The organism is Chitinimonas viridis (genome assembly GCF_030409555.1).
Taxonomy (GTDB): Bacteria; Pseudomonadota; Gammaproteobacteria; order Burkholderiales; family Chitinimonadaceae; genus Chitinimonas; species Chitinimonas viridis.
Map to the genome: position 1 here is coordinate 202,774 of NZ_JAUFPU010000008.1, position 19,623 is coordinate 222,396.

Annotated in this window: 20 protein-coding genes; 6 read left to right on the top strand and 14 right to left on the bottom strand. The window is 62.9% G+C overall.

Annotated features, from left to right (window positions below):
* The first annotated feature begins 51 nt into the window (after positions 1-51).
* Positions 52-915, top strand: coding sequence for an isochorismatase family protein (locus tag QWZ03_RS20895; protein WP_308447538.1), 864 nt, complete (start codon positions 52-54; stop codon positions 913-915).
* A gap of 571 nt (positions 916-1,486) precedes the next feature.
* On the opposite strand, the gene QWZ03_RS09670 is transcribed toward QWZ03_RS20895, so the two are convergent.
* Positions 1,487-1,882 (bottom strand): hypothetical protein, encoded by a 396-nt coding sequence (locus tag QWZ03_RS09670; protein ID WP_290332504.1) that lies wholly within the window; start codon positions 1,880-1,882, stop codon positions 1,487-1,489.
* Between the two features lie 189 nt (positions 1,883-2,071).
* Here QWZ03_RS09670 and QWZ03_RS09675 point away from each other — a divergent pair, with 189 nt between their 5' ends.
* Complete coding sequence (locus QWZ03_RS09675) at positions 2,072-2,671, top strand: YybH family protein (RefSeq protein WP_290332506.1); 600 nt, start codon at positions 2,072-2,074, stop codon at positions 2,669-2,671.
* Positions 2,672-2,943: 272 nt separating this feature from the next.
* Here the strand turns inward: QWZ03_RS09675 and QWZ03_RS09680 are convergent, their stop codons facing one another.
* Genes QWZ03_RS09680 through QWZ03_RS09690 form a run of 3 tightly spaced genes read right to left on the bottom strand, consistent with a single transcriptional unit; the run spans position 2,944 to position 5,249 of the window.
* Positions 2,944-3,237: a 2Fe-2S iron-sulfur cluster binding domain-containing protein gene (locus tag QWZ03_RS09680; protein ID WP_290332507.1), complete on the bottom strand. Its 294-nt coding sequence runs from the start codon at positions 3,235-3,237 to the stop codon at positions 2,944-2,946.
* A complete protein-coding gene (locus QWZ03_RS09685; RefSeq protein WP_290332508.1) occupies positions 3,234-4,463 on the bottom strand; it encodes a hypothetical protein in 1,230 nt (409 codons plus the stop codon). The genes QWZ03_RS09680 and QWZ03_RS09685 overlap by 4 nt, the downstream gene beginning before the upstream one ends.
* Positions 4,464-4,466: 3 nt before the next feature.
* Entirely contained in the window at positions 4,467-5,249 is a 783-nt protein-coding gene (locus QWZ03_RS09690) for a sterol desaturase family protein (protein WP_290332509.1), read from the bottom strand.
* Between the two features lie 89 nt (positions 5,250-5,338).
* Between QWZ03_RS09690 and QWZ03_RS09695 the strand changes: the two genes are divergently transcribed.
* The 4 genes from QWZ03_RS09695 to QWZ03_RS09710 are packed head-to-tail and all read left to right on the top strand — an operon-like array spanning position 5,339 to position 9,029.
* Positions 5,339-5,773: a hypothetical protein gene (locus tag QWZ03_RS09695; RefSeq protein ID WP_290332510.1), complete on the top strand. Its 435-nt coding sequence runs from the start codon at positions 5,339-5,341 to the stop codon at positions 5,771-5,773.
* An 18-nt stretch (positions 5,774-5,791) separates the two neighbouring features.
* Positions 5,792-6,820, top strand: a complete 1,029-nt coding sequence (locus tag QWZ03_RS09700; RefSeq protein ID WP_290332511.1) for a Rieske 2Fe-2S domain-containing protein — start codon at positions 5,792-5,794, stop codon at positions 6,818-6,820.
* On the top strand, positions 6,817-7,446 hold the full coding sequence (locus QWZ03_RS09705; protein ID WP_290332512.1) for an acyltransferase: 630 nt from the start codon (positions 6,817-6,819) through the stop codon (positions 7,444-7,446). The genes QWZ03_RS09700 and QWZ03_RS09705 overlap by 4 nt, the downstream gene beginning before the upstream one ends.
* Positions 7,443-9,029 (top strand): GH3 family acyl-acid amido synthetase, encoded by a 1,587-nt coding sequence (locus QWZ03_RS09710; protein ID WP_290332513.1) that lies wholly within the window; start codon positions 7,443-7,445, stop codon positions 9,027-9,029. Before QWZ03_RS09705 ends, QWZ03_RS09710 begins: the two co-directional genes overlap by 4 nt.
* Here QWZ03_RS09710 and QWZ03_RS09715 read toward each other — a convergent pair.
* The 10 genes from QWZ03_RS09715 to rho all read right to left on the bottom strand — a co-directional run bounded on the left by QWZ03_RS09715 (position 9,020) and on the right by rho (position 19,489).
* Positions 9,020-9,898, bottom strand: coding sequence for a ferritin-like domain-containing protein (locus QWZ03_RS09715; protein ID WP_290332514.1), 879 nt, complete (start codon positions 9,896-9,898; stop codon positions 9,020-9,022). The two genes, QWZ03_RS09710 and QWZ03_RS09715, sit on opposite strands and share 10 nt — an antisense overlap.
* A complete protein-coding gene (locus tag QWZ03_RS09720) occupies positions 9,895-10,728 on the bottom strand; it encodes an SDR family NAD(P)-dependent oxidoreductase (RefSeq protein WP_290332516.1) in 834 nt (277 codons plus the stop codon). Before QWZ03_RS09720 ends, QWZ03_RS09715 begins: the two co-directional genes overlap by 4 nt.
* On the bottom strand, positions 10,718-11,722 hold the full coding sequence (locus tag QWZ03_RS09725) for a Rieske 2Fe-2S domain-containing protein (RefSeq protein ID WP_290332517.1): 1,005 nt from the start codon (positions 11,720-11,722) through the stop codon (positions 10,718-10,720). Before QWZ03_RS09725 ends, QWZ03_RS09720 begins: the two co-directional genes overlap by 11 nt.
* Positions 11,710-12,438, bottom strand: a complete 729-nt coding sequence (locus QWZ03_RS09730; RefSeq protein ID WP_290332518.1) for a hypothetical protein — start codon at positions 12,436-12,438, stop codon at positions 11,710-11,712. The genes QWZ03_RS09725 and QWZ03_RS09730 overlap by 13 nt, the downstream gene beginning before the upstream one ends.
* Positions 12,432-13,043, bottom strand: coding sequence for a phosphatase PAP2 family protein (locus tag QWZ03_RS09735; RefSeq protein WP_290332519.1), 612 nt, complete (start codon positions 13,041-13,043; stop codon positions 12,432-12,434). The genes QWZ03_RS09730 and QWZ03_RS09735 overlap by 7 nt, the downstream gene beginning before the upstream one ends.
* A complete protein-coding gene (locus QWZ03_RS09740; protein ID WP_290332520.1) occupies positions 13,040-15,142 on the bottom strand; it encodes an amidohydrolase family protein in 2,103 nt (700 codons plus the stop codon). The genes QWZ03_RS09735 and QWZ03_RS09740 overlap by 4 nt, the downstream gene beginning before the upstream one ends.
* A gap of 39 nt (positions 15,143-15,181) precedes the next feature.
* Positions 15,182-16,828 (bottom strand): ArnT family glycosyltransferase, encoded by a 1,647-nt coding sequence (locus QWZ03_RS09745; RefSeq protein ID WP_290332521.1) that lies wholly within the window; start codon positions 16,826-16,828, stop codon positions 15,182-15,184.
* Positions 16,829-17,099: 271 nt separating this feature from the next.
* Complete coding sequence (locus QWZ03_RS09750; protein WP_284196681.1) at positions 17,100-17,360, bottom strand: type B 50S ribosomal protein L31; 261 nt, start codon at positions 17,358-17,360, stop codon at positions 17,100-17,102.
* A 107-nt stretch (positions 17,361-17,467) separates the two neighbouring features.
* Positions 17,468-18,169, bottom strand: coding sequence for an alpha/beta family hydrolase (locus tag QWZ03_RS09755; RefSeq protein ID WP_290332522.1), 702 nt, complete (start codon positions 18,167-18,169; stop codon positions 17,468-17,470).
* A gap of 69 nt (positions 18,170-18,238) precedes the next feature.
* Positions 18,239-19,489, bottom strand: a complete 1,251-nt coding sequence (gene rho / locus QWZ03_RS09760) for a transcription termination factor Rho (RefSeq protein WP_284196680.1) — start codon at positions 19,487-19,489, stop codon at positions 18,239-18,241.
* Positions 19,490-19,623 lie beyond the last annotated feature (134 nt).

Consider the following 19,623-nt stretch of genomic DNA (forward strand, 5'->3'; position numbering starts at 1 on the left):
CAGGGCGGCTCGCGGTACGATGGTGTTACGGATAACCATAAGGAGACGCCCATGCTGATGCACCCTGATGCCTGTACTTTGCTGGTGGTAGACGTGCAGGAGAAACTGGTGGCTGCCGTCAATGATGCGCCGCGGCTGGTGGCCTCGCTCAAGTGGCTAATCAGTGCGGCCCGCCTCAATGGGGTGCCGGTGGTGTTCTCCGAGCAGTATCCACAAGGTTTGGGTGGCACCTTGCCGGTGCTGAAGGCTGCTGCTGTGGATGCCCCGGTGGTGGACAAGACCAGCTTCTCTTGTGTGGCGGCAGACTGCCTGAAGGGTACGGCTGCCGAGACGCGACCACAGGTAGTGGTATGCGGTATGGAGGCTCATGTTTGTGTGCTGCAGACCGCCTTGGAAATGCAGGCTGCTGGCAAGCAGGTGTTCCTGGTGGCTGATGCCATCGGGTCGCGTAGCCGGGACGACAAAGCGGCGGCGATTGCGCGCATGACTGCGGCAGGTGTGACGGTCGTAACCCGTGAGATGGCGCTGTTCGAATGGATGCGTGACAGCCGCGTACCGCAGTTCCGCGAGGCCAGCAAGCAACTGCTGCAAACGACACCCAGCCTTACCTTCCCGGAGGTGCTGGCCTGCCTGCCGCGCATAGACCACCTGGGCGGCATGCAGCTTTGGCGCGAGGGCAAGCTGGAGGCCATCATCGAGAACCGGCCTGGCCAGACGGGCTCGCTGGCGCTTTACCACGCCTTGTACCGCGATTTTGGCGCCATCACCCCCAAGGCGGCTCGGCTAGGGCAGTGGCTATATGCCGAGCATGCGGAGGATGCCCGCAAGCATCCAGGCAAGCATCCCAATATAGACAGGCTGTTCTCGCTGGAGGTATTGGGAGGCGGTTACGGTGTGCGCTTGATGCCGCATTGATCGTTACTGCGCTGTCATCAGCATGCTTTAACCCTGATTACGCAAGTACCCGCTGGCACCGGTTGGTGCGCTAGGCCGGGGTGGCGTGGGTGCGGCGCCTGCAGTGTTGGGAACAGGCCACCTGTGTAGGTGGCCTGTTCCGTTCAAGCCCGGTGCTTTAGAGCGGCTACCAAAACCCAGCGTAGCGGTTCTGGCTAGGCGTGCGAGCGCAGACAGTACGTGGGTACGGCAAGCTCGCGCAACAACGCCAGAAGGGTTTTGTTAGCGGCTCTTAGCAGCAAGGCAGCTCGCAGCAGATAGTCATGCCACAGCAACTGGCGGCATAGGCAAGGCTGGGCAGACTGAGTGCACAGGCGATGATCAGGAGTTTGCGTTTCATAGGATGTCCTTTCAAGTACAGGCCCATGAAGACCCGGCATGGGCAACCGGTATCACAGGAGAAGGTCTGCTGCGCCTCATATCGGTAGCTGTGCCTGGCCGTATGGCAGGCATGGCTCGGTGGCGCACGGCAATAACAAGGCGTGGCCAGGATGGGCGGCTATGGTGAGACCTAATGGTCAGACGAGGAAGGTCAGATCAGCCTGGGTGGCCGGTCGGGCGTGGGGAGGTCGGTATCGCTGAAATTGTCGGCCAGCGAGCGAGGTTGGCAGCCAGGACGGCTCTCAAAGAAATCGAACAGCAGCCCCAGGCTGCCGAGCTTGCCGCATTGATTGCCGCATCTGGCAGTACAGTCGCTGCTACCGCCAGCCGCACAGCAGTCGGACTTCTTGGCGACCTTGGGAGCGGCCTTTTGCGCCTGCTTGGCGACGGTCTTGGCATCGATATGGCAGGGTACCCGCGACTGCGTCATGGCATCCATGCGTGACGGCGGTACGCCGCGCGGCTCTGCCTGCGCCGGGACAAGCAGCATCAGCACTGCAATGAGTGCGGGCCACAGCTTGTAGACGGAAGAGAGGAGAGCGGACATGGGTGGATTTTAGCCGAGCAATTCGGGCTAGGACTAGTCCGTTGGGCGCCAAGTTCCCTGCCATGGCAAAGATGGGCGGGAAAACCACAGGCTGGTGGCCGAATTGGTGCATGACAGGGGCTGCTAGGGGTGCAATCGCGCCATGCAGGCACTAGGCTGTATGGGTTAGCCAACCTGGATGGAGTTGCGATGAAACGGTTATGCCTGATGTTGCTGCCCTTGCTGGTTCTGTTGGTTTGCGCGACTGCGCGGGCCGAGGACCGGCATGCAGACCATGAAGCGCTGCGCAATATACTGAAGACCGGCACACAGGCGTTGAACAGCGGCAAGCTGGAAGCGATGGCCCCGTTGCTGCATTCCCAGTTCACCATCATCACGGTCGACAACCAGAAGTTCAGCTCACTGGAAGCCTTCAAGGCCTATTGGGATGGCTTGTTCCAGGGTGAAAACAGGCTGCTGGACAAGCTGGAAGCTGCACCCGTGGCCGATGAGCTGACCCAGTTTCTCAGCGAGGACGTGGGTCTGGTCCATGGCGTTTCCAACGATGTTTACACCTTCCGTGATGGTAGCGTGCGCACCATGCCCACCCGCTGGACCGCAGTCGTGGCCAGGGAGGGGGGCAACTGGAAGCTGGTGAAGCTGCATTTCTCGGTCAATCTGCTGGATAACCCCATGCTGACGGCAACCAAGGAGTACGCCCTGCGAGGCATCCTGGCCGTAGGCGTGGTGTTGCTGTTGCTGGGCGTGATACTGGGATACTGGCTGGGGCGGCGGCGTAGTAGGGTGTAATCGCCGCGACAAATCCCTTTTGGCCTTAGAGCGGCTAACAAAACCCTTCTGGCGTTGTTATGAGAGCTTGCCGTACCCACGTGCTGTCTGCTGCGCGCGCCTGCTGCACGCGCGATCTCTCGCACGCCTAGCCAGAACCGCTACGCTGGGTTTTGTTAGCCGCTCTTGTTGTGCGAGCCTGCTCTACCCACGTACTGCCTGTTTGCGCGTTCAGTGAAAACCATTACGCAGGTTTGGGTTGGCGACTCCCAGTGCCGCCGGCCAGGCCATGATCACAGTTTGCGTATGCGCATATCGCCGGTGACGTGCACCTGGCAGGCCAGGCGGGCAAGCGGTTGGTCGGGGGCGTAGATATCCAGGGCCTCCCTTTCGTCGGCGCCGGCAGGGGCTATGCTGCCCTCGGCGCCTGGCTGCAGTTCTATCAGGCAGGTGCCGCATAGCCCGGCGCGGCAGCCGAATAGCAGGGGCGAATTGAGGGCGGAGAGCTGCAGCGACAGTGCGCTACCCTCGGGCAGCTGGATGCTGGGATGGGGGCTGTCGGGAAAATCCAGGGTGTAGTGCATCATGCGCGGGCGGTCTGCAGAAGGTTGTGGGTGCGCTCCAGTGCGGCTGCCTGGCCTTTGAAGCGGGCATAGGCCTGGCGGTTGGTGCGCAGATAGCGATGGGTATTGTTGCCGGCCATGTGGCGCATTTCGCGATTGCCGGCGCTCAGCCAGCTGATGGAATCGACAAACAGGCGGTAGGACGCCACCGCCTCCCTATGAGTCTGGGCGGCGGCCTGTACGCCTTCGGAATCCTCGCAGAAGCTGCGGTGCAGCATCTGCATGGCGCCGCCATGGTCCAAGCCAAAGGCCGGTGAGCGCAGTACCTGGTAGATGGGGCGGTACAGTGCCGGGTCGTACCAGAAGATGCCGTTTACCGCGCTTGAGAAGTGGTAGTGATCGCGCTGGCAGCCCGCCACCCCCTGGTTGACCACCCAGCGCTCGAAGGCGGTGGGCTTGGGTAGCACTCGGGGTACTTCCACACCCACCAGGCGGGAGGTGTGGAAATGGAAACTCTCATCCGAGAAATGGTACCAGCTGATGGCAGCGGGTATGGGTGCGTTGGCCTGGTCCGGATGGTGCTCGTAATACTGGCTGAGCTTGTGCTGCACGATCTTGCCATTGAGGGTACGCAGGCCTCGTATCAGCAGATATTGGCTACCCAGAAAGGGATTGCCGGCCATGGCGGTGAAGGCCCTTAGCTGTATGCCCTTCCACCAGGTTCTGAGGCCATTGGTATCGGCAAACACCATGGTCTCGGTCATGGGATGGCGCATGGGGTAGGTAAAGATGCGGCGGCCGAACAGACGGTGTTCTACGTCTTCGCCTATGGTCTTGAAGGCATGGATATGGGCGCGTTCCTGGCGCGTTTCCAGATCCAGGCTGTCGCAGATGGGTCGAAAATCCTCTACCGCATAAAGCCCGGCAGCCGAGACCTGGTTGAGGAAGATGGTGGCAATCTCGGCCGACATGATCTGGCTGTAATAGGCCACCCAATACAATTGGTTGAGCAGGCGGCGCTGGCTGGGGCTGGATTCATGCCAGAGCGCAGTGCCCCACAGCAAGGCGTATTGCTCGGGGTTCCAGGCGCTGTGCTGGCAGTCCTCGAAGCGATAGGCCGCAACGGCGGCTTCCATGGCCTCGGTGGCGTCCTGGGCGCGATTACGTTTGAGATTGAGCGCTACCTGCTTGCCCAGTTGTGGGTCGTCCAGCAGTGAGTGGGGCAGCGATTGTTCCAGGCCGCGATGCATGTTCTAGCTTTCGTCCGGCTTGTGATGCCAGGGGGTAAGGAGTTGTTGCCAGGCACTTTGCCGTGTCCTGGCACCATAGCGCAAGGGGTAGCCCTGTGGTGCGGCGTAGCTGCCAAACAACCTGTCCCAGCAGCTGAGATTGGCGCCGAGATTGATGGCAGTGGTACCGGCGGCGTGGTGCAGGTGGTGGCTGGCCGGGGTGATCAGCAGCCAGCTGAGCCAGCCATGGCGCTGCTGCAGCCAGTGTGGCCAGCGTATGGCGCTATGGCGCCATAAATCGAGGCTGGCTGTCAGCAGGGTGCCGGCCAGATAAGCCTGTTTGTCCTGACACAGCAGCAATAGCAAGGCGCTGGGCAGCACGTAGACAAACAGCGGCTGCAGCCACAGCGTATTGCGGGCACTGGCCCAGGCGCCCAGTTGTTGGCTGCTGTGGTGTGGCAGGTGCAGCCACCAGGCATGGCTGTGCAGGTAGCGGTGCTGGGCGTAATAGAGCAGGTCCAGACCGACAAAGCTGAGCAGGAAGGCACCCAGGGCGCCCGGCAGGATGCCGTTCAAGCTGGGTAACTGCATGGCCAGTTGCTGCCCCAGCCAGAGTGATAGCAAAGGTATGAGCAAGCCTTGCGCCAGCAGGCCGCTGCCGTTGAGCAGCCAGTCCCCGCTGCTGGCCTGGCCTGTATGCAAGGGCCGCAGGCGCTCCAGCACGAGTAGTAGTACAAAGGTGCAGAAGGGCAGGCTGGCCCAGAACACCAGCGCTGGCGACATGAGCGGAAAGGCAAGCTGACTCATGCCAGCCATGATGCCCGGTTTGCCCGGTGCGTGCCAGCGGGGGCCATATGCCCTATATTCCGGCTGTCCATCGTGCCGGGAAGAAAACCATGTTCCACCGCCTTGCCTTGTTGCTCGCCGCAGCCATTGCCCTGTTCGGTGCCGTCATCCATTTTGTTGCCCCCCTGTTCGGGCCGGGCTGGTATGCGTTTTTTGGGGCACCGCCACAAGTGGTGGCCTCGGCGTCGGCCGGTAGCTGGCTGGCACCAGTCAGCACCCTGGCGATAGGTGCCTTGATGCTGCTGGCAGGGCTGTATGCGTTTTCGGCGGCAGGTGTGATGCGGCGCCTGCCCTTGACCGGCGCGGCCCTGTGGGTGCTGGCGGTGTTGTGTACCTTGCGTGGTTTCATCCTGGTGCCGGTATGGCTGTGGGCGCCGCAGTTGCTGACGACCTTCGAGGTGGTAGCCGCGCTGGTCTGGCTGGTGGCTGGCCTGGGCTTTATCGCTGGTGTGCTGGCGGCGCGGCGCCCACTACAGCTGGCTTGATCGGCGGAATACACCTGCATGCCGCATTTTCGCTGCTTCTGGTATATCGCTGCCGAATCCAGGGCGCTGCGCCGGCAGCCCTTGCGCTGCAACGTGCTGGACGAAGAACTGGTGCTTTGGCGGGCTGACGATGGCCGTGCCATTGCCATGCCGGATCGTTGTCTGCATCGTTGTGCGCGGCTCTCCAGCGGCAGGGTGGAAGGAGGACGGTTGCATTGCCGCTATCATGGCTGGGGTTATGACGCTGCCGGCCAGGTGGTGCATATTCCCGCCGAGGGCGGCTGCCCTGCGGGCGGGCGCAAGCTGGAGAGCCCGCCATTTGAGACCTGCGAGCAGGACGGCTATGTATACGTGAGGCTGGCCAAGCCCGCCAACGCCGCCCGTGATGTGCCTCCCTTTGCCATGCCCCACTGGCAAGCGCCGGGCTGGGGGCGGGTCAGGCTGGTCAACCGTTTTGATGCCGATGTAGCGGACTGCATAGAGAACTACATCGACGTGCCACACACCGCTTTTGTGCATGCAAAACTGTTTAGGGTAAGCCAGGGCGAGCGCATTGCGGCTACGGTGATACGCGAGAACGGCATGGTACGGGTGGTGTATCACGGCGAGCGGGGCAACCTGGGTTTCTGGCGGCATTTCCTCAACCCCGGCAATGCGCCGGTGGTGCATGAGGATCACTTCTATCAGCCCAATATCACTTCAGTACGCTATCACCTGGCCAATGGCTATCAATTCATCATCACCTCGCAATCCGTGCCCTCGCAGGGTCGCCAAACCCTGGTTTACACCGACCTGAGTTATCGGTTCGGCTGGTTTACAGCGCTGGCGTGGCCTTTTGTGCGGCGTGCGGGGCAGCAGGTGATAGACCAAGACATCGATATCCTGGCGGAGCAGGGCGAGGTGGTGGCACGCCATGGGCGGCACTATCGCTACTCCGCACCTGACCGCATACACCGCTGTGTGGACGAGATACGCGATGCCATCGCCCGTGGCGAGGATGCACGTTGCCTGCCGCCGCAAACTTTCGAGATCGAGTTCTACGTATGACCTGGCGCAGCCGGATATTCTCGCTTTTCCCCACGGTTTTCCTGTTGCTGGCGCTGGCATGCCTGGTCTGGCTGTTGCTGGCGCCCGGCATGCTGCCGCTGCTGTGCCTGCTGGCGCATCTGTATCTGCTGCCCATGCTGTGCTACCGCTTGCACCAGTATTGCTGGCCGGTGCGCGAAGGGGTGAGCCGGCTGGACCTGCCGGACACCTATGTACCCTGGTGGGGTGGCCATATGTGCCAGCTGCCCTATGACGCCCTGCCTCAGCTGGAAGCCTGCCTGCGCTTGGTGCCGGGGCTGTACAGCCTGTGGCTGCGTGGTTGGGGCGCGCGTATAGGCCGCCAGGTTTACTGGACACCGCTGGTGGAGATTACCGATAGGGCCATGCTGGAAATTGGTGACTATGCGGTGATAGGGCATAAGGCGGGCTTTTATGCCCATGTGGTGTCGCGCAAGGACAATGGCGAGTTGCGCCTGTATGTGCGGCGCATACGCCTGGGCAGGGGCGCGCTGATCGGTGCGGGGTCGCGCTTCGGGCCGGGCGCCCGGGTGGCGGCGGGGGCGCAGCTAAAAGCCTTGACCGACAGGTGGGCAGGGGGCCGGCCGCCACAGCAGGATGCCGAATGAGCTGGTTGCTGCCGCCGGCACTGTGGGCGCTGACACAGCTGAGCCGACCTGCCTGGAACCGTATGCAGCAGCAATTGCAGCAGCCCGAGCAGACCCAGCGGCAGTTGCTGGCGCGCTTGCTGGCGGCGGCCGGCCGTAGTCGCCATGGCCAGCGACTGGGCCTGTCCGGCCCGGGGGCGATGGCGGCATTCGAGCAACTGGAGCCCATGGCCTATGAGGCGCTGCGCAGTACTGTCGAAGCTGATATGGCGACAGGGGGCAATAGTTTCTCGGCCCAGGCGGTGCGCTACTACGAGCGCACTTCGGGCAGCAGCGGAGCTGCCAAGGCCATACCCTACAACCGTGCGCTATTGAGCAGCTTTGACCGGCTGTTTCGCATCTGGGCCTATGATCTGCTGCAGGCTGGGCTGACGCTGAACAGTGGCAAGACCTTTATGAGCGTATCGCCACCCCTGCTGGGGCAGGGGGCCACACCGCATGGCGTGGCCGTGGGCAGCCAGGACGATACCGACTATGTCAGCGGTGCCATGGCGGCGCTGCTGCGGCCTTTTCTGGTGGCGCCGGCTGCGGCACTGAGGCTGACTGCAGCCGAGGATTTCAAGGATGTGCTGGCGGTGCACCTGCTGGCGGAGAGCTGGCTGGAGGTGGTTTCGGTGTGGAATCCGACCTTCTGGCTGTTGTTGCTGGAGCATATGAGGGAATCGCTGGACAGGTTGGCCCCCGCCCTCCTGGCCGGCAAGCTGGAGCGCGGTGGCCTGGTGTTCCGCTTTGCCCCACTATCTCCGGCAAGGCTGACGGCAATTGCCCAGGTGCCTAGGCATGGCTGGAGGGCAGTCTGGCCGCAGCTGCAACTGATTTCCTGCTGGGACGAGGCAACTGCGGCACGGCCGGCCGCCCAGCTGAGGGACCTTTTTTCCGAGGTGATGGTGCAAGGCAAAGGGCTGCTGGCGACAGAGGGGCCCATGACGGTGCCACTGCAGGGGGCACCTGCCCCCGTGCCGCTGCTGGGTGAGGTGTACCTGGAACTGCAACTGGCAGACGGTAGCCTGCGGCCACTATGGCAATGGCGCGAGGGTGACGAGGGTGAGCTGGTGGTGAGCCAGGCAGGTGGCCTGATGCGCTATTGCCTGCGCGACAGGGTGGCCGTGGCCGGCATGCACAGTGCCACCCCTTGCCTGCGCTTTCTGGGCCGGGCTGGCAGAGGCGTGGACCTGGTGGGAGAGAAGCTGTCGGAAGCGTTTGTCCAGCAACTGCTGGCGGAGACAGGCTCGCGCGCCGGCCTGCTTTGCTTGTGCCCGTTGGAGCAGGCGACCCCTGCCTGTTATGCCTTGCTGTCTGACGTGGCCGAGGCCGGCCTGGCCGAGCGCCTGGATGCCGCGTTGATGGCCACGCCGCATTACCGTCTGGCCCGCGCCCTGGGGCAGTTGGGGCCGTTGCGTGCCATCTACAGGCCTGATATGGCTGCATTGCTGCATGGCGTGCAGCAGGCACGTGGCATACAGGCAGGCAATATCAAGGATGTGGCGTTGTTGTGCGACCTGGCGCTGGCCCAGCAGGTGGCGCTAGCCTTGGCTCAGCCGTAGTAGCGCAGGCCCATCTCGGCTGGCATGGGGCTAAGCAGGCCCTGCTTGGCCAGCCAGTCGGCTTCGGCCTCCATCCCGCTATGGCTTATGTAGCGTGCCAGTTGCTGCAGTTTTTCCTCGGTTTGGGCCGGTTCTGCCAGCGCCACCAACGTTTGCAACCGCGTAGCGTCGTCGAAGCCGCCAGCCACGGCCTCCACCACACCCAGGACACTGAGCGGCCCGCAAGCCAGCATGGCGCACAGTTCAGCCAGTGCGGCACGGACAAAGCCACGCTCGGCCTCGTCCAGGCGGGCGGCATCAAAATGGGCCACCCCTGCGGCATAGTGCAGTGCTTCATCCTGGGCAATGCCATTCATGACGGCACTGACTGCGGCATCGTTGGCATGGCGGGCCAGGCGCTGATAGTGATGGATGCCCCAGCCCTCGAGAATGATCTGCAGCAGATAGGACTGGGTGTGGGGGCTGCCCTCGGCCACCAGCCGCTGCAGAAAGCGGGTAAAGCTGTCTGGCTCGGCAGCAATGGTGGCCGGGTCGGCAATGGAGCACAGCCAGTGGTAGTGGCGCGCTTCATCGGCGCCGGTCAGGCTGTAGACCTGTTTTTCCAGCGCATCCTGCGTTGCCAGTACCCGGTGAGCGCAATAGTCCATGGCGGTACGTTCTATGCCCAGGGCCTCGCGCAGCAGTGTGCTGGCGCAGTGGTACAGCAGCTGATCACGCTGCGTCGTCGTGGCCTGCTGCCAGAACGCCGTGGCTGGCAAGCGAAAGAATTCGGCCGGCCAGAGCGTAGCCAGGGAGGCAGACTGGGCAGCCACGTTGTTGGCCGGCAGGCGCGTGGCCAGCTTGCGGCAGACCTGTTCCAGCGTGCTCATGGGCGCTCCTGGGCTGGCAGGTGCAGCAGCTTGCGTGCCAGCAGGCGATTCAGTGCGACATACAGCGAGGAAGGCAGGCATGCCAGCAGCAGCCCCGCCAGGCGGGCGTCGGTCCCCACCAGTTGGCGAAAGGGCGCGCGGCGGGCCTGGGCAGTCCGTACGATTACCCGCGCGACTTTCTCGGGTGGCTGGGCGCGGCCTGCCAGGCGCTGACGCAACTGGGCAAAACGCAGGGCGGTCGCGGTATATGGCGCCGGAGCCTGCCCTACCTGCAGCATATTGGCGCCAAACTCGCTGCGCGTGGTGCCTGGCTCAATCAGGTGTACCCGTATTCCCTGGCCCTGGGTTTCCAGCATCAGGGATTCAGTCCAGCCTTCCAGGCCGAACTTGGCGGCGCAGTAGGCGCCCTGCCAGGCATAACTGGTACGCCCCAGCACCGATGAGACATTGATCACGCAGCCACGACCCTGGCGCAGTACGGGCAGCAGTGCCGCGGTCAACAGGGCTGGCGCAATCACGTTGGTTTCGAGCTGGCTGCGCCAGGCGGCCTCGTCCAGCAGCTCTACCGGGCCGCTTTGGGCATAGCCGGCATTGTTGACCAGGCAATCGAGCCGGCCGCCGTAGTCCCGTGCCAGCAACTCGACCAAGGCGGTACGGTCGGCAGCCGAGGCGGGGTCCAACTGTATATGCCGCATTCCGGCGGCAGTGGCCGGTGTGGCTGGCTGGCGGCTGGCGGCCAGCACCTGCCAGCCGGCGGCGGCAAATGCGAGGGCGGTGGCCTTGCCTATGCCGCCTGATGTGCCGGTGATCAGGACCAACCTAGGTGTCATGGTTTTCCCAGTTGATACGGGTTTGCTGCTCATAGTGGCGAATAAAGGCGATGACCGAGCGATCGGCCGGTGTGGGGTTGCGGAAGTCGAAGCGTATGGTCTGGAATACCCGTGTATCGCCCAGGGCAAAGTAACGGGCGCCTACGCGGGTGATCAGCAGGGCCAACTGGTCGCGCAACCAGCCCAGAGGGCCGGCGTGGCGACGGGTCAGTGCGATAGCCCAGCCCTCGGTCTTGCCCTCCTGGGTCCGGCGTAGCGCGAACATCACATGCAGGTGGAGGAAATCCGGGCCGAAACTGGCTACACCGACGTGGCCATACCAGTAGGTGGTCTCGTAGTACAGTGGGCCGCGATAGAATCGTCCCAGCAGGCGCCCCAGCCAATGATGGCGGGGTAGGGTGCCGGTATTGCGAAAATGCAGGGTGTGCTGGCCCTGAGGCGTGGCCGTCAGCGACAGGATATGGCCAGGTAGCTTGTGTACGGTCTGGAAGTGGTGCTCGTCGATGGCATTGATCATCACCACATTGGGGTGGCAGCCCTTGATGAAATGGTTGCCTAGCTGCCAGCGCAGGGGCTGCGCCGTGAGCTCTGGCGGCATGGGCAGGAAGGGGCCGGCTTGGGCGCCTGGCCAGATCCAGATCAGCCCGTAGTGTTCCTCAACCGGCCAGGATTGCGCACGTATGCCACCACCATCACGCTTGAGGCAGGGAATATCGGCACAGCGGCCATCGGCCTCGAAGCGCCAGTTATGAAAGAAACAGCGCAAAGACTCACCCATCACCCGGCCCTCAGCCAGATGGGCGCCCATATGGGGGCAGTGGGCATCGAAGACATGGACCTTGCCGCTGGCTGATCGCCAGACCGCCAATTGCTTGTCGGACAGTTCGACCGCTCTGACCTGGCCTGGCTTGAGCTGGTGCGAGGGCAGCAGCCAGTACCAGCCCTCGACCAGCAGGGGCTGGTTGAACTGCTTCAGCTCGCTCATGCCTGACATGGATTGCTCGCTCCTTTGTGCAGCAGGCGCTGTGCCAGTGGGCGCAGGTTGTCTGGGGCCAGTTCGCACAGGCAGCAGAGTTCGTGGCCCTGGGCATAGCCGGGGTTGCGCTCCAGAAAGAAACGCACGGCTGGATGGTGCTGCTCCCGTGGGTTGACCCTTGCCAGGTCATCCTGCAGGTGCCCTTGCGATTGCGGAAAACGCACAATGCCCTGCTCGGCCTGGTAGTGCGCGCCAAACCGGTCTTGCGCCAGCCTGTGTAGCAGGCTGGCTTCGAAAGCCGGCGTGGGATGTTGCCAGTGCGGATAGAAGCAGCGGGCAAATGCCGGTAGATAGCGATAGGTACGATGGCCCTTGGAAATCAGGAACCAATACCAGCTTGCCTGGGGTGCCTGGCTACGCAATTGACCTGCCAGCCGCAGCCAGTTGAAGGCCAGTCCCTGCTCGCCCCAGTGGGCTCGGTCTATCACGGTATCGCCGGAGTAGACGATACGGCAGTCCCTGTCCTGATGCGATACAGCGTAGACATGCAGCGTGGAAAAACCCTGCAACTGCGCTTGTGCATCCGTCAGCAGCAATACCCATTGCTTGGCTGCCAGATCCTCTTCGAACCGTTGCCGGTCGGTGGCGGCGTAGTGGCGGGCCAGCAAGGCATACATCTGGTCGCGTGTGGCATCGTCCAGTGCAGCGACGTCGTGTAAGCGGCAGCTCAGCATGCCAGCCTCGGCTTGGTGCCAGCCAGGCGTAGACACAGGGCAGCCACGCATAGCCCACCCAGTACATCAACGAGGCGGTGCTGTCGGGTAGTGAGTACCGACAGTACGATCAATGCTGCCCAGCCAGGTGCCAGGAGGTGCCAGATACCGCCACGGCCAGCCAGTAGCCAAGCGGCAAGGCTGGCCAGCGACACATGCAGGGAGGGAAAGCAGTTGCCTGCGACATCCAGCTCATAAAACCAATGCCATGCCTGTTGGGTCCAGCCGCCGATGGCCCGCATTTCCTGGCCCACCGTGGTGGGCCAGACCAAGAAGATGGCGCAGCTGATGACGGTGGCGGCCAGCATGGCATAGTAAGCGCGGCTGAGCCTGAGGCTGTCGCGCTCCAGCATAAAGGCCAGCGGCAGTAGCACGAACTGCGACAGGTAGAGCCACAGGCTGGCAGGCCAGGCGGGAATCAGGGCATCCAGCGCGGTGAGCGGCAAATAGCGCGCACGCGTATACGCCAGCGCATGGCTGCCCAGATAGCACAGGCAGAACAATAGATAGCCCAGGCCCAATGCGGCCAGGCGATTGCCAGGGGTGATGGCGGGCAGGGGCATCATGGCTTCACCCTGGCCTGGACACGTGCCAGCTCGGCCGCGTAGCGGCCGCTGAGTGCCAGCGCCGCCAGCTTGAGCAGGGCGTGCATGGCGCGCCATGAAAACAGCGCGTCTCGACCATCCACATGGCTGGGCTCGAAGCGGGCATGCCCAAACTGGCCCAGCAGGTTGGACAGCGGCACACCCAGCAGCCACCACGGATTCAGACTGAACACGGCGATCAGGGCCGAGCCATACATGAGGATGACGGCCAGCACATGCAACCAGATATTGGGCCAGCTTTGGTGCTTCATGACAAAGATATCCCAGTATCGCTCCAGGCCGTGGTCGTACTGCAGATCGCTGATGCGATCGCGATAGCGTTGCTGCACAGCGGTACGGCCATGGATGGGGGTACGGGGGCGTAGCAGTTGGCCGGCCTGTTCGCGGCCCAGTGCGGGCAGGGGCTTGCCTTGGTCCAGCAAGGGCTTGCCGGCAACCCAGACTGCCCTGACCGGTGGGGTCTGTTCACGGTTGACCATGCGGGGCATGCCACCCAGTTCGTCGGCTTGCTCCAGCAGGGGTTCAGGCCGGGCCTGCGCCAGGGCGGCGGGATCCAGCAGGGCCAGGTCGGCACGCTTACCGATGGCTAGCACGCCGACATCGAGATTGAGCCAGGCAGCGGGCTCGCCTGTGACACGGGCAACTGCGCGCTCGACGGGCATGAAGCCGGTTTGTACGGCTTGTCGGAGCAGCGAGACGGCACCATCGAAATAAGCCAGATTGGCGCCATGGGCGCCTGCATCGGTGAAGCCGGGCAGGATGTAGGGCTGGGACATCAGCTGCTGCCGTATGCCGGCGCGGTTGTTGGCGCCGGAGGCCTGCCAGCGGAAGGCGGTGTCGGCCTCGCTCAGTAGCTCGATGAACAGCGCCATGGCCGGCATGCCCAGCTCGGCGGCCACGGCCGCCACCGTCTGGCCCTGCCAGGCGGCCTGGGGGGCGGTGACGATAAGGATGCGGGCAAAGTCCCGGTGAAAGGTCTTGATGCCGGGGCGCTGCCAATCGGCGGCAAACTGTTCCTTGAAACCCGGTGTCTGCCATAGCGCCCGGCGTTGCTCCGGGGTATCGGTATTGTTGAGCTGCACCCCGCTGGGGAACTCTTCGAACAGCGGGGTGATAGGCCCGTCGGAATACAGGGTGAACGGCTCGGTCAGCGTCTGCATGCGCAGATTGTTGCCGAGCAGGCGGTTATAGCACCATAGCAGCGGTGCATAGAGCCGCCACAGCAGCGGCTGGGTGTCGATATCGAGCGCAGACAGCAGCGTCATGCGCAGCGGTGGCCGGCGCCAATGGCCTGCACCCAGCCGCAGTATGTGCCAGACCGATTGCTGTCGTTCCGGATTGGGTGTGACCTGGAATACGGCATCGCGCTCGCGGCAGGCATCGGCCAGGGCGGCGTATTCGGCGTAATCGGCATGGTGCGAGGGCAGGGCCCGGCCGGCCCAGGCGCCATGCACCTTGTGCCAGTGCACCATATCGACCGACAGACCGCAGAATCCGGCAGCCAAGCCCTCGTCGGCCAGGGCCCGCATGGCGCTGATTTCGGCGGGCGTGGCATGGGCGCTGACGCTGCGCGCCAGCCCCATGACCTTGACCCGCAAAGCGCTGTGGCCGAGGAGTACGGCCACATTGGGGCCCAGTGGCAGTTGCGCCAAGTGGTCGAGATAGCGGTCCAGGCTGGTCCAACTGGCAGCTTGCGCCAGCCATCGCTGAATCAGGGGCCGGGGCAGGGTTTCCACACGCTGGAAGATGTCCGCCAGGTCGGCCGGGTCGCCGCAAGCGACAGACAGGCTGCAATTGCCCATCAATACCGTGGTAACGCCATGCCGTACCGATTCGCTCAGGCCTGGTGCGACTTCCACTTCCAGATCGTAATGGGTGTGGATATCGACAAAGCCGGGCGTGAGCCACAGGCCGTCGGCATCCACCACCTGCCGTGCCGGCGCGCTGATGGCGGGTGCCAACTGGCTGATCTTGCCCGCAAGTATGCCTACGTCCAGCTTTTGCGGAGCATGGCCCCGGCCATCGAAAACCAGGGCATTACGTATCAGGACATCAAGCATGGTGGGTGGGGGCCAGGGTGGGCCTCGGATGGGAGCGCGTCACGGTGCATCCTGGCGGTATAGATAGAAGCGCTCCTTGCGATCGCCAGGCCGGTTTCCCTGCCAGACCAGTTGCCAGCCGGGCGGCGGATTGAGTGCTTCGCTGCCGCCCTGGCGCAGCAACCAGTCGCAACCATGATTGGGGTGGATTTCGCGGCGCAGGGTGGACAAGCCCAGGTAGTAATGCAGGATGGCACGCTGGCTGGCTTGCAGGTTCTCGCTGGCGATGCAGCCGGTCTTGGGCAGTGAGGGGGCAATGGCGCGGGCGAAGTCGCGGTAGCTGGTGCGGGCATTGACCCAGTTGCCAGCAATCAGCACCGCCAAGCCCCAGCACAGGGTAATGCCGGCGGCCCAGTTGGTGACTGCTTGTCGGCCCACCGGGCGGCGGCGCGATACGGCCCATAGCCAGGCCAGGGTAAAGCCCAGGCAAAGCAGCAGCGCCAGGATGCTGAAAGTGGGACTGAAGCTGGGGGCCAATTCCTGAATACGGCCGCTGAGCCGCACCGGCAAGCCGAAATGCATGGCCAGCCAGCAGACCCACAGGAACAGGGCCAACAGGCCGAAGGTCATGACCCCGAACCAGTTGACGAAAGCCGAGGCCCCGCGCCGCAGTACATCCAGCCCTACCGCACCTATCCAGGCCAGGGGCGGCAGCAGCAGCAGGGCATAGCCAGCACGGCCGCTATTGGACAGCAGCAGGCATAGCAGTGCCAGGGCGGCCGCCACCAGCGGCAGCTGGAAGCGCGGTTGCATCAGTCGCTCACGCTGCATCCACAGGGTCGCCGCCGCGAGGAACCAGGCGGGCCAGGCAAACCAGGGCAGTAACCGCAGGTAGTAGCCGAAGGGGTGGCCCAGTTGCACCTGCGCAAAGCCGCCAAAGAAGCCCAGGGCATAATGATCACGCCACTGGCCATAGGCTGCGGCGGAGGCATGGCTGAGGGCCATGGGCCAGGCAGCTACCAGCGGTAGCGCAATAGCCAGCGCGATCAACAGGACAAGGCCATAGCGGGGAAAGCGCCAGGCCCGGAAGAGCGGCAGGAGCAGGGCCAGCAGGAGCAGCATGGCGGGTTCGGCCAGGCTGCCGGCCAGACCGCAGGTGGCCAGCGCTGCACCCAGTATGGCGGCGGCCGGATAGGGGCGACGCGGCGCCAGTGCCAGGGCGTAACCACCCCAGCACCAGCCGGCCAGGACGACCACATCGGTCGTCAGCGCATGGCCTGGCAGCAGCAGCCCCGCGCAGCCTATCAGTATCAGCACGGCACTACGGCCGTGCCGGCGACCGATCAACTCGCGCGCCGTCATGCCGGTTCCCCACAGGGCCAGGGCCATAAAGCAGCCTGTGGCCAACCGGGCGCCTTCATGCAGGCTGAGCCCTAACCACTGGCCCAGCCAGGCTAAGCCTGTGGCGACCCAATAGAACAAGGGCGCGCGTTCCACCCAGGCCTCGCCGGCCAGCATGGGCAGGCTGAGTGGATGACCATCGATAAAATGCCGGACGATATCGGCGACGATGGGTTCATCAGGCTTGAGTGGTTCGAGGCCCAGCAGGCCGGGTAGCAGCCAGGCCAGGCATAACAGGAGCAGCAGCCAGGGTTTTTCGGTGGCAGGCGGCAGGTCCTGTTCGTGAGGAGGGGTGTAGGTCAGCATGGTGCAGCGGGTTGGGGCAATGTGCGCAGTCTAGCAGGGAGCACAAAGCGTGAGGCGTATCGCTTGGTGGGTAGTGGGTGTGGCCACCGTACCGATAGGCGGGGAAAACGGTATGCAAGCCGAGGGCGCAAACGTAAATGTATGCAGCAAGAGGTTGCCGCCGGTCGTAATAGCAGTACGGTCAGCTCGCGCAACTATGTCAGCAGCTTTGCCTGTGGCCGGAAAAACAAAAAAGGCAGCCTGGGCTGCCTTTTTGCATGCGTAGCAGGAATTACTTCTTGCTGTACATGGAGAACTTGTTGTTGAACTTCTCGATACGGCCGGCGGTATCGACGATCTTTTGCTTGCCGGTGTAGAAGGGGTGCGATTCGGACGAAACGTCCAGACGAACCACAGGGTAGTCCTTGCCGTCGGTCCACTTCATGGTTTCGGCGCCACGGGCCTTCATGGTGGTACGGGTCAGGAATTTGAAGTCAACGCTTGCATCAAAGAAGATGATTTCGTTGTATTCGGGGTGAATGCCAGCTTTCATTTCGGGAGTCCCTTAGCTAAAGGAGGGCCTGGGTTGTGCAGTGCCCGGTCTTACGTAGAAAAGTTCGCGATTATGCGACATAGTCCCTTGATTGAGCAAGGTAAAACTTAGCTGCGCTCATGGCGTTCCAGCCAAATCAGCTGGTTGGCGATGGCCTGCCCGATGCTGGCGGCCTCGGCGGGGTGGTTGGTGATGGTTTTGTCGTTGATGGGCCGGAAGCTATGGTCGCCAGGTAATACGTTGACCCAGGCCTGTGGCGGACCCTGTCTAAGGGCTGCATAAAGGTGGGGTAGCGGGCAGATGCCATCTTCGGCGCCCACGATGAACTGCAGTGGGCGCGTCTCACTGGCGAGTCCGGGGTAGTGCCGGATAGCGTCGCCCGGCTGCGGCAAGATCGGGGTGTAGAGCGTCAGCCCTGTCAGTTGCGGGTCTTGCTGAAATAATCGATAGGCGACGACGGAGCCCAGGGACTTGCCTGTGATGAAGATGCGTTCAGGATCAACCCCTGCTTGCTGGCGCAGGTAGGCGAGCGCGGCTTGGGCGTCTTCCATCTCTGCCTGCAGCGTCTCGCTTGCGCGTCCGCCAGCCTGGAAAAAGTGCCAGTCAAACCGCAGGGTCATATAGCCTGCAGCGGCCGCACGCTCTGCCAGCTGTTTGAGCAAGGGGCTGTCGCGATGATAGCCCTGACCAGGTGCAATCAGCAGGGCGGGCTTGAGTGAGGCATCGTTGCGAACCGCACTGGCCAGTGTAGCGTGCAGTACCTGATCCTGGGTTGTGCTGATCTTTACTGGGGTCGTTTGAATCGACATGTTGATGGGTATGGTTGGCCAATAAAAAAGCGGGTGACACTGTCACCCGCTTTCTGAACCAGCGTCGCCTTAGCGGCGCATGGAGTCGAAGAAGTCGTTGTTGTTCTTGGTCTGCTTGACCTTGCCCAACAGGAAGTCCATCGCCTCCAGCTCGTCCATCGGGTAGAGCAACTTGCGCAGCACCCAGATCTTTTGCAGCTGTTCCTGTGGGATCAGCAGCTCTTCGCGGCGGGTGCCGGAACGGTTGACGTTGATGGCCGGGTAGATACGCTTCTCGGCCATACGGCGGTCGAGATGCAGTTCCATGTTGCCGGTACCCTTGAATTCTTCGTAGATCACGTCATCCATACGGCTGCCGGTATCGGTCAGGGCAGTCGCAATGATGGTGAGCGAGCCACCTTCTTCAATATTGCGGGCAGCACCGAAGAAACGCTTGGGCTTTTGCAGGGCGTTGGCGTCCACACCACCTGTCAGTACCTTGCCGGAGGCAGGGATGACCGTGTTGTAGGCACGAGCCAGGCGGGTGATGGAATCCAGCAGGATGACCACATCCTTCTTGTGCTCGACCAGGCGCTTGGCCTTCTCGATGACCATTTCGGCAACTTGCACATGGCGGGTAGGTGGCTCGTCAAAGGTCGAGGCCACCACTTCGCCGCGCACAGTACGCGTCATCTCGGTCACTTCTTCCGGGCGCTCATCTATCAGCAGGACGATGAGGATGACATCCGGGTGGTTCGAGGTGATGGCGTGGGCAATATGAGTCAGCATCACCGTCTTGCCTGACTTGGGCGGGGCGACCAGCAAGCCGCGCTGTCCCTTGCCTATGGGGGCAATCAGGTCGATGACGCGACCGGTGATGTTCTCATCGGCCTTGATGTCGCGTTCCAGCGTCATGCGCTCGGACGGGAACAGCGGCGTCAGGTTTTCGAACAGGATTTTGTTCTTGGTGGCTTCGGGCGTGTCGTTATTGACACGGTCCACCTTCACCAGGGCGAAGTAGCGCTCGCCATCCTTGGGCGTGCGTATCTCGCCTTCGATGGTATCGCCGGTGTGCAGGTTGAAGCGACGTATCTGGCTGGGGCTGACGTAGATGTCGTCGGGGCCGGCCAGGTAGCTGGTGTCGGGGCTGCGCAGAAAGCCAAAACCATCGGGCAGCACTTCAAGGGTGCCATCACCGAAGATGCTCTCGCCTTTCTTGGCCTGGCTTTTCAGCAGGGCGAAGATCAGGTCTTGCTTGCGCATCCGGTTTGCACCGTCGATGTCGGTGGCCATATCGACCAGTTCGGACACGTGTTTGTGCTTGAGATCGGACAAATGCATGTGCGGGTAGACTTTCCAGTCTTGGTGGAGGGAGTTTGTTTTTTGGAGGTAAGGATAGATCGGCTGGGAGCCGGAATCGCCGGAATGGGTTCATCGGCGATTGAACAGGTTTGAACGCAGCTTAGTTGCGGCTT